Below are 8,292 nucleotides of genomic sequence, written 5' to 3' on the forward strand. Positions count from 1 at the left end.
CGGAGCGCGGGGGCCCGCCCGTCCGGTACGGGGAGCCGGACGGGCGGGCCGGGACGCCGTCCCCGCGATGACCCGATGGTGATCGCCGAGGGCGGCCGGACAGGTGGCGCGCCGACACAGCGGGAGCGTAACCAGGCGCGGGTCTTCCGCTGAACGCGGTTTGGGCGGCAGAAGTCACCTCGTCACCACCGTCGCGCGGCGTCAGGAACCACCGGGGTCCATGTGGTCCTCCCACAGCTCCTTGATCCCGTCGATCAGGTCATGGCGCGGTGACCAGCCCAGATACCGCCGGGCCAGGTCGATGCGCATCTGCTGCCAGGTGGACTGCGCGGCGTCCGGCTCCTCCTCGACCAGCTCGGCCGGCACGCCGCTGACCTCGATCAGCGTCCGGACCATGTCACGGGCGCTGGTCGCCCGCCCCGTGCCGACGTTGACGACACGGCCGGGCAGCTCGGAGATCGTCGCCGCGGCGACGATGGCGCTCACCGCGTCGGAGAGGTTGAGGAAGTCGCGCAGCGCGCCGAGGGACCTCATCCGCACCACCGCGGTACGGCCGTCCCGGCTCGCCGCCGCCAGCGACTCCGCCACCACGCCGAGAAGGCTCGCCGCCGGCTGACCCGCGCCCGTGATGTTGCCGGCGCGCAGCGTCACGCCGTCGACGATCCCCTGCGCGGACGCCTTGGTGACCGCGTGGGTGCAGTCCAGCTTCACCTGGGCGTAGGTGTTGACCGGGCGTGCCTCGTCGTCCTCGGAGATGGAGACGCCGACGGGGACGAGGCCGTACTCGTGGACGCTGCCGAGGTGGACGAGGCGCGGCGGGCGCGGCAGCGTGCTCGCGGCCGCGAGGACGTTCTCGACCAGGGTGAGGTTGGCCGGGGCCATCTGGTCGTCCCTGAGGCCCCACATGCCGCCCGCGGTGTTGACGATCACGTCGCAGGCGATGTCGCGCAGCGCGTCGGCGATGGGGCCGACGTCCGGCCGGGCCAGGTCGAGGACCCGCACGGGCGGCGCGTCGTCCTGGGGGAGCGCGTGCCGAGCGACGCGGGTCACCTCGTGGCCAAGGGTTTCGAAGGCCGTGCCGACCCGCCGCCCGACGAATCCTGTCCCGCCGAGCACGGCGACCCGCAGGCGCCGCGCGGTCATCGGCCGTCCGAGCACCGTGTCCATGGTTTCCCGTTCTTCAGGTACGCAGGCGTGAATGCCGTGCGGTTCCCGGAAATGATGGGCGTACGCCGGGGCGCGGAACCAGGCAGAAACGGCGGAGAAATCACCCTGATAAATCAGCCCCTTGCCCGGAGAATGGTCTCGCATATGATGCGGGAATGATTTCGGAACTCCGGCGCGCCGTCGTGCTCCCGTGCGGCGCCGCGGCCACGAGGCGGGCCGATTAGCGATGGGGCGCACGCTCCTGGTCACCCATGATTTCCCGCCGGAGCCGGGTGGCATCCAGTCCTTCGTGTACAACCTGGCCGTCCGCCAGCCCGCCGATTCCCTGGTCGTCTACACCAGCGCCGCGCCCGGGGCGGACGCCTTCGACCGCGACCAGCCGTTCGAGGTGGTCCGGGAGCGCACCCGCATGCTGCTGCCGACCCCCGCGGTGACCCGCCGCGCGGTGGAGATCGCCCGCGGGCGCGGGTGCGACCGGGTGTGGTTCGGGACGGCGGCGCCGCTCGGACTGCTCACGGCCGAGCTGCGGGACCGGGCCGGCGTCGGCCGGGCGGTGGCGCTGACGCATGGGCGCGACATCGCCTGGGCGGCCCTGCCCGTCGCCAGGTCGATGCTGCGCCGCGTCGGCCGCCACGTGGACGTGGTGACCTACCTCGGCGAGTACACCAGAAGCCGGCTCGCCACGGTGCTGCCCCGGCTGGAACGGCTGGTCCCCGGCGTCGACACCGAGGTGTACACCCCCGGCGCGGACGGCTCTGCGGTACGCCGCCGGCACGGCCTCGCCGACCGTCCCGTGGTGGTCTGCGTGTCCCGGCTGATCCCCCGGAAGGGGCAGGACGTCCTGATCCGGGCGATGCCGCTGGTCCACCGGTCGGTGCCCGACGCCGTCCTGCTGATCGTCGGGGACGGGCCCGACCGCGACCGGCTGGCGAAGACGGCCCAGGCCGCGTCCGTGCCGCACGCGGTCGTGTTCACCGGAGCGGTCCCCCGCGAGGAACTGCCCGCCCACTACGCGGCGGGCGACGTCTACGCCATGCCCTGCCGTACGCGCAGGGCCGGGCTGGACGTCGAAGGGCTGGGCATCGTCTACCTGGAGGCGTCGGCCTGCGGGCTGCCGGTCGTGGCGGGCGACTCGGGCGGCGCGCCGGACGCGGTGCTGGACGGCGAGACCGGTTACGTCGTGGACGGCCGTGACGTGCCGATGGTCGCGGGACGGCTGGCCGCCCTGTTGCGCGACCGCGCGCTGGCCGCCGAGCTGGGCCGGGCGGGACGGGCCTGGGTCGAGTCCCGCTGGCGCTGGGACACGCAGGCGGCCCGCCTCGCCGAGCTGCTGGACGGTGATCCCGCCGCGGCGTGAACGACCTGCCGGTACGCGTGGATATCGCGGGAATTCCTGCCGGAACTCCTTCCGGCATTTCTGCCGGTCATGGGGCGGGATTTCTGCCGGTCGCGGCGCGGGCCGTCCCGCGGAATGCGCTTCATGAATGAACCCTGAAACCGCCGCTGAAACCGCCTGGAGGGATCAGGGACGGTCTCCCGATGATGGTGGCCGCCGATTGGGCCGGATCCCAGGCGGGCCGTCAGGGGGATTGAACAATGTTCGACGAGCAGAAATACCTCACGTATCTGCGGCGGGCGACGGCTGAGATTCAGGATCTGCGCCGGCGGCTGCGCGAGTCGCGGGAACGCGAGCCGGTCGCCGTCATCGGCATCGGCTGCCGGTATCCGGGCGGCGTCGGCTCGCCCGACGACCTCTGGGAGCTGGTGTCCCAGGGGACCGACGCGGTGACGGAGTTCCCCCGCGACCGGGGCTGGGACGTCGCCGCCCTGTACGACCCGGACCCGGAGGCCCCCGGCAAGAGCTACACGCGGCATGGCGGCTTCCTCACCGACGCCGCGATGTTCGACGCCGACCATTTCGGGATCAGTCCCCGCGAGGCACTGTGGATGGATCCGCAGCACCGGCTGCTGCTGGAGTGTTCCGCCGAGGCGCTCGAACGGGCCGGCCTCGACGCGGAGACGCTGCGCGGCAGCAGGACCGGCGTCTTCACCGGGGTGATGACCGACGGTTCGTCGGCGCAGATCAGCAGCCTCGCCTCGGGGCGGGTCGCGTACGCCTTCGGCCTGGAGGGGCCGGCGATCACCGTCGACACGGCGTGCTCGTCGTCGCTGGTGGCCCTGCACCTGGCGTGTCAGGCGCTCGGCGCCGGTGACTGCACGCTGGCGCTCGCGGGCGGAGCGACGGTGATGACCACGCCGGACCTGTTCGTGGACTTCAGCAGGCAGCGCGGCCTGTCCCCGGACGGCCGGTGCAAGTCGTTCGCCTCGGCCGCGGACGGCACGGGCTTCGCCGAGGGCGTCGGCGTGCTGGTGGTGGAGCGACTGTCGGACGCGCGCCGGCTCGGGCATCCCGTCCTGGCCGTGATCCGGGGCTCCGCGGTCAACCAGGACGGCAGGTCGAACGGGCTCACCGCGCCGAACGGCCCCTCCCAGCGGCGGGTCATCCGCCAGGCGATGAGCGAGGCCCGGCTGTCGGCGTCCGACGTGGACGTGGTGGAGGCGCACGGCACCGGCACGACCCTCGGCGATCCGATCGAGGCGCAGGCCATCCTGGCGACCTACGGGCGGGACCGGCCCGCGGACCGGCCGGTGCTGCTCGGGTCGGTCAAGTCCAACATCGGGCACACCCAGGCCGCGGCCGGGGTGGCCGGGGTGATCAAGATGGTGCAGGCGATGCGGCACGGCGTCGTCCCGCCGACGCTGCACGTCGACGCGCCCTCACCGCACGTGGACTGGTCGGACGGCGCGCTCCGGCTGGCGACCGGCAGGGAGCCGTGGCCGGAGACCGGCCGGCCGCGCCGCGCCGCGGTGTCGTCCTTCGGGCTGAGCGGCACCAACGCGCACGTCATCATCGAGCAGGCCCCCGAACCCGCGGAGGCGCCCGCCCCCGCCGTCACCGGAGCCCTGCCGTGGATCCTGTCCGCGCGGACCGAGGAGGCCCTGCGGGCCCAGGCCGGCCGGCTGCGGTCCTACCTCGACGCCGACCCCGGCGCCGATCCCGCCGATGTCGCCGTCGCGCTGAGCAGGCGCCCGGCGATGGCCTGCCGGGCGGCGGTGCTCACGTCCGGCCGCGCCGGCCTGCTGCGAGGTCTGGACGCCCTGGCCGCGGGCGAGCAGGCCGCCGAGGTCGTCCGGGCCCGGGCGTCCTCCGGCGGCCTGGCCGTGATGTTCTCCGGCCAGGGATCGCAGCGGGCGCAGATGGGCCGCGACCTCTACCTGACGTTCCCCGCGTTCGCCGAGGCGTTCGACGCGGCGTGCGCCGCGCTCGACGCGCACATGGAGCGCCCGGTGCGACAGGTCGTCTTCGCCCGGCCCGACACCGCGGAGGCGCGGCTGCTCGACCGCACCGACCACACCCAGGCCGCGACGTTCGCCCTGGAGGTCGCGCTGTACCGCCTGATCGAGAGCTGGGGCGTGCGGCCGGACCTTCTGATCGGCCACTCGGTGGGTGAACTGGCCGCGGCCCACGTGGCCGAGGTGCTCACCCTGGCCGACGCCGCCCGCGTGGTGGCGCACCGCGGGCGGCTGATGCGGGAACTGCCCGGCGGTGGGTCGATGGTCGCGGTCGCGGCCGGCGAGGAGTGGATGCGCGAGCGGCTGGCCCCCTACGGCGGCGACGCCGGCGTGGCGGCCGTGAACGGGCCGTCCAGCGTCGTGATCTCCGGGCACCACGCGGCGGTCACCGAGATCGCCGCCGAGTGCCGGGCCCAAGGGATCCGCACCAAGCCCCTGCGCGTCTCGCACGCCTTCCACTCCGCGCTGATGGAGCCCATGCTGGCGGCGTTCGGCGAGGTCCTCGCCACGGTGACGCTCAAACCGCCCCGGATCCCGGTGGCGTCGAACGTGACGGGCACCAGGCTGACCGACGAGCAGGCGTGCTCCGCCGAGTACTGGCTGTCCCACGTGCGGGAGACCGTGCGGTTCGCGGACGGCGTGCGGTGGCTGCGCGACCAGGGCGCCACCCGGTTCGCCGAGCTCGGGCCGGACGGCGCGCTGACCGTCGCCGCCCAGGACTCGCTCACCGGGCGGGCGGACCTCGTCACGGCGACGCTGCTCAGGACCCGGCCGGAGGTCGAATCGATCACGGCCGCCATGGCCGCCCTGCACACCCACGGCGTCGCCGTCGACTGGCCGGCGGTGTACGCCGGGCGCCCGGCGCGCCACCTGAACCTGCCGACCTACCCTTTCCAGCGGCGGCGGTACTGGAGGAACGCGGCCTCCGCCCGGCGCGACGCGCACGCGCTCGGGCTCACCGAGCTGAGCCACCCGCTGCTCCACGGAGCCTCCGGCGTCCCGGTCACCGGCGGGTCCCTCCTCGTCGGGCGGATCTCCCTGGACACCCACCCCTGGCTCGCCGACCACGCCGTGGGCTCCACCGCGCTGGTGCCGGGCACCGTGTTCGCCGAACTCGCCACGTGGACCGGCGACCACCTGGGAGCGGCCGGGATAGGCGAACTCGCCCTGCACGCGCCGCTGCCCCTCCACCGCGACACCGGAGTTCACCTGCGCGTCGCCGTCGACCCTCCCGACGACAAGGGCGCCCGCGCGATCGGCGTGTACTCCCGCGACGAGAACGGCGACGCGGACGAGCCCTGGGTATGCCACGCCTCGGGCGTCCTCGCCGGCGACCCGCACGCCGCCGGCCTCCCCATGACCGGCGCGTGGCCGCCGCCGGGCGCGACCCCCGTCGACCACGCCGACGCCTACGAGCGCCTTGCCTCCTACGGGTTCCACTACGGCCCCCGGTTCCGGGGACTGCGGGCGGTGTGGCGCCGGGGCGAGGAGGTGTTCGCCGAGGTCGCGCTCCCGGATTCGGAGGGCGAGGCGGACGCCTTCACGGTCCACCCGGCGCTGTGGGACATGGCCGTGCAGGCGCTCGCGGTGTCCCGGTTCGGCGAGACCGCCGAGGAACAGCCGGCACGCCTTCCGTCCTCCTGGCACGGGGTGTCCGTGCACGCGACCGGCGCCCGTGCCCTCCGGGTCCGTATCACGCCGGCCGGTGGCAGGGACGAGGTGTCGCTGACGGCCACCGACACCGGCGGCGTCCCGGTCCTCACCGTCGGGGCGCTCAGGCTGCGCGAGATCTCACTCGACCGGCTCGCGTCCGCCGATCCCGGCAAGGGCGCGCTGTACTCCGTCGCATGGATCCCGGCCGATCGGCCCGCCCAGGACATGGCGGACCGGCCGCACGGCGGCTGGGCGAGCGTGGGCCCGGACGACGTGCGCCTGGCCGGCGCCCTGCGCGCCGCATGGCACGACGGCCACTGGCACGCCGACCTGGAAGCCCTGCAGACGGCCATGTCCGCGGGCACGCCCGCCCCCGCGCTCGTGCTCGTCTCCGAACCGGCCGGCGGTGACGGCCCGGCCGCCGTCCTGGACGCGGCCACCAGGACCCTGTCCTTCATCCGCGCGTGGCTCGCGGACGAGCGGCTGGCCTTCACCCGGCTCGTCATCGCGACCAGAGGCGCGATGCCGGCCCGCGGCCCCGCCCCGAACGCGGCCGGCGCCGCCATCTGGGGCCTGGTGCGCTCGGCGCAGATCGAACACCCGGACCGCTTCGTCCTGGTGGACCTCGACGACGCCGACGCGTCCCTGCGGGCCCTGCCGGCGGTCGCCGCGCTGGGCGAGCCCCAGGTGGCGATCCGCCACGGAGAGCCGCTGGTGCCCAGGCTGGCCAGGGCCGCATCGCCGAGCGTCACGCGGTTCCCCGCGGACGGCACCGTCCTGATCACCGGCGGCACCGGTGCGCTCGGCATGGCGGTGGCGCGGCACCTGGTGGACGCGCACGGCGTGCGCCGGTTGCTGCTGCTCAGCCGCGGCGGCTCGGCGGCGGAAGGGTTCGAGGAGGAGCTGACCGCGAAGGGGGCGCGGGTCTCGGTCGTCGCGTGCGACGCCGCCGACCGCGGCCAACTGGACCGCGTGCTGGCCGGCATCCCCGGCGAACATCCGCTCACCGCCGTCGTGCACGCCGCCGGCGTCGTCGACGACGGCGTCATCGAGACGCTGACCCCGGCCCGGCTCGCCGAGGTGCTGCGGCCGAAGGCCGACGCCGCCTGGCACCTCCACGAACTGACCAAAGACCGCGACCTGCGGGCGTTCGTGCTGTTCTCCTCGCTCGCCGGCACCCTCGGCAGCCCGGGACAGGCCAACTACGCGGCGGCCAACGCCTACCTGGACGCCCTCGCGGCGCGCCGGCACGCCGACGGACTGCCCGCCCTGTCGGTGGCCTGGGGCGCCTGGGCCGGCGGCGGGATGGCGAGCCGGGCGGCCGGCACCGGCCCCGCGCGCCGGGCGCACGCCGGGATGGCCGCGCTCTCCCCCGCCGACGCGCTGGCCCTGTTCGACCTCGCCGGCGGCGCCGGTGAGGCGGCGGTCGTCGCGGCGCACCTGGACCTGCGAGTCATGCGGCGGACCTTCACCACGTTCGACCAGGTGCCACCGCTGCTGCGCGGCCTGGTCAGGTCGCCCAAGCCGCGCGCGGGCGCCTCCGGCGGCCGGGCCGCCGCGCTCCGGGCCCGGCTTGCCGGACTCGGGGAACCGGCCCGTGCCCGCGAGGCGCTGGACCTGGTCCGGGAACAGGTGGCCGCGGTACTGGGCCACGCCACCCCCGCCTCGGTGGCGGCCGACCGCGGGTTCCTCGACATGGGCCTGGACTCGGTGACGGCCGTCGAACTGCGCAACCGGCTGGACGCGGCCACCGGGCTGCGCCTGCCCTCCACGGCCGTCTTCGACCACCCGACGCCCCAGGCGATGGCCGAACACGTCCTGGAGAAACTGCGCCCCGAGATCACCGGCGGCGACCCGACGGGGCGGGACGCCGGCGACGCCGCGATCCGCCGCGCGCTCGCCACGATCCCGGTGGACCGGCTGCGCGCGTCCGGGCTGCTGGACCCGCTGCTCGGTCTCGCCGCCGGCCCTCCGGACGACGAGGGCGGGCAGCCGCCCGGCGGCGAGGCGCAGATCAAGGAGATGGCCGTCGAGGACCTCGTGCGCCTGGCACTCGGCAGGCGCGACCCCTCGGCCACCACCGGCCACATGTCCACGGTGAGTAAGGAGCGATGAGAC

The 8,292-nt window shown here is 75.0% G+C and carries 3 protein-coding genes; 2 read left to right on the top strand and 1 reads right to left on the bottom strand.

Annotated elements, in window-relative coordinates:
• Positions 1-201 precede the first annotated feature (201 nt).
• Positions 202-1,167 carry an NAD-dependent epimerase/dehydratase family protein gene (locus BJ981_RS16025; protein ID WP_184612155.1) on the bottom strand — a complete coding sequence of 322 codons (966 nt, stop codon included), beginning with the start codon at positions 1,165-1,167 and terminating at the stop codon, positions 202-204.
• Positions 1,168-1,393: 226 nt separating this feature from the next.
• On the opposite strand from BJ981_RS16025, the gene BJ981_RS16030 reads away from it, so the two are divergent.
• Both BJ981_RS16030 and BJ981_RS16035 read left to right on the top strand, forming a co-directional pair.
• Positions 1,394-2,524 (top strand): glycosyltransferase family 4 protein, encoded by a 1,131-nt coding sequence (locus tag BJ981_RS16030; RefSeq protein ID WP_184612156.1) that lies wholly within the window; start codon positions 1,394-1,396, stop codon positions 2,522-2,524.
• Between the two features lie 239 nt (positions 2,525-2,763).
• Positions 2,764-8,289 (top strand): type I polyketide synthase, encoded by a 5,526-nt coding sequence (locus tag BJ981_RS16035; protein ID WP_184612157.1) that lies wholly within the window; start codon positions 2,764-2,766, stop codon positions 8,287-8,289.
• Positions 8,290-8,292: the final 3 nt, after the last annotated feature.

Source organism: Sphaerisporangium krabiense (genome assembly GCF_014200435.1).
Classification (GTDB): domain Bacteria; phylum Actinomycetota; class Actinomycetes; order Streptosporangiales; family Streptosporangiaceae; genus Sphaerisporangium; species Sphaerisporangium krabiense.

Bases quoted from the DNA above. Each gene is read 5' to 3' on its own strand.
- BJ981_RS16025 (WP_184612155.1), bottom strand. From the start codon at position 1,167: ATGGACACGGTGCTCGGACGGCCGATGACCGCGCGGCGCCTGCGGGTC.
- BJ981_RS16030 (WP_184612156.1), top strand. From the start codon at position 1,394: ATGGGGCGCACGCTCCTGGTCACCCATGATTTCCCGCCGGAGCCGGGT.
- BJ981_RS16035 (WP_184612157.1), top strand. From the start codon at position 2,764: ATGTTCGACGAGCAGAAATACCTCACGTATCTGCGGCGGGCGACGGCT.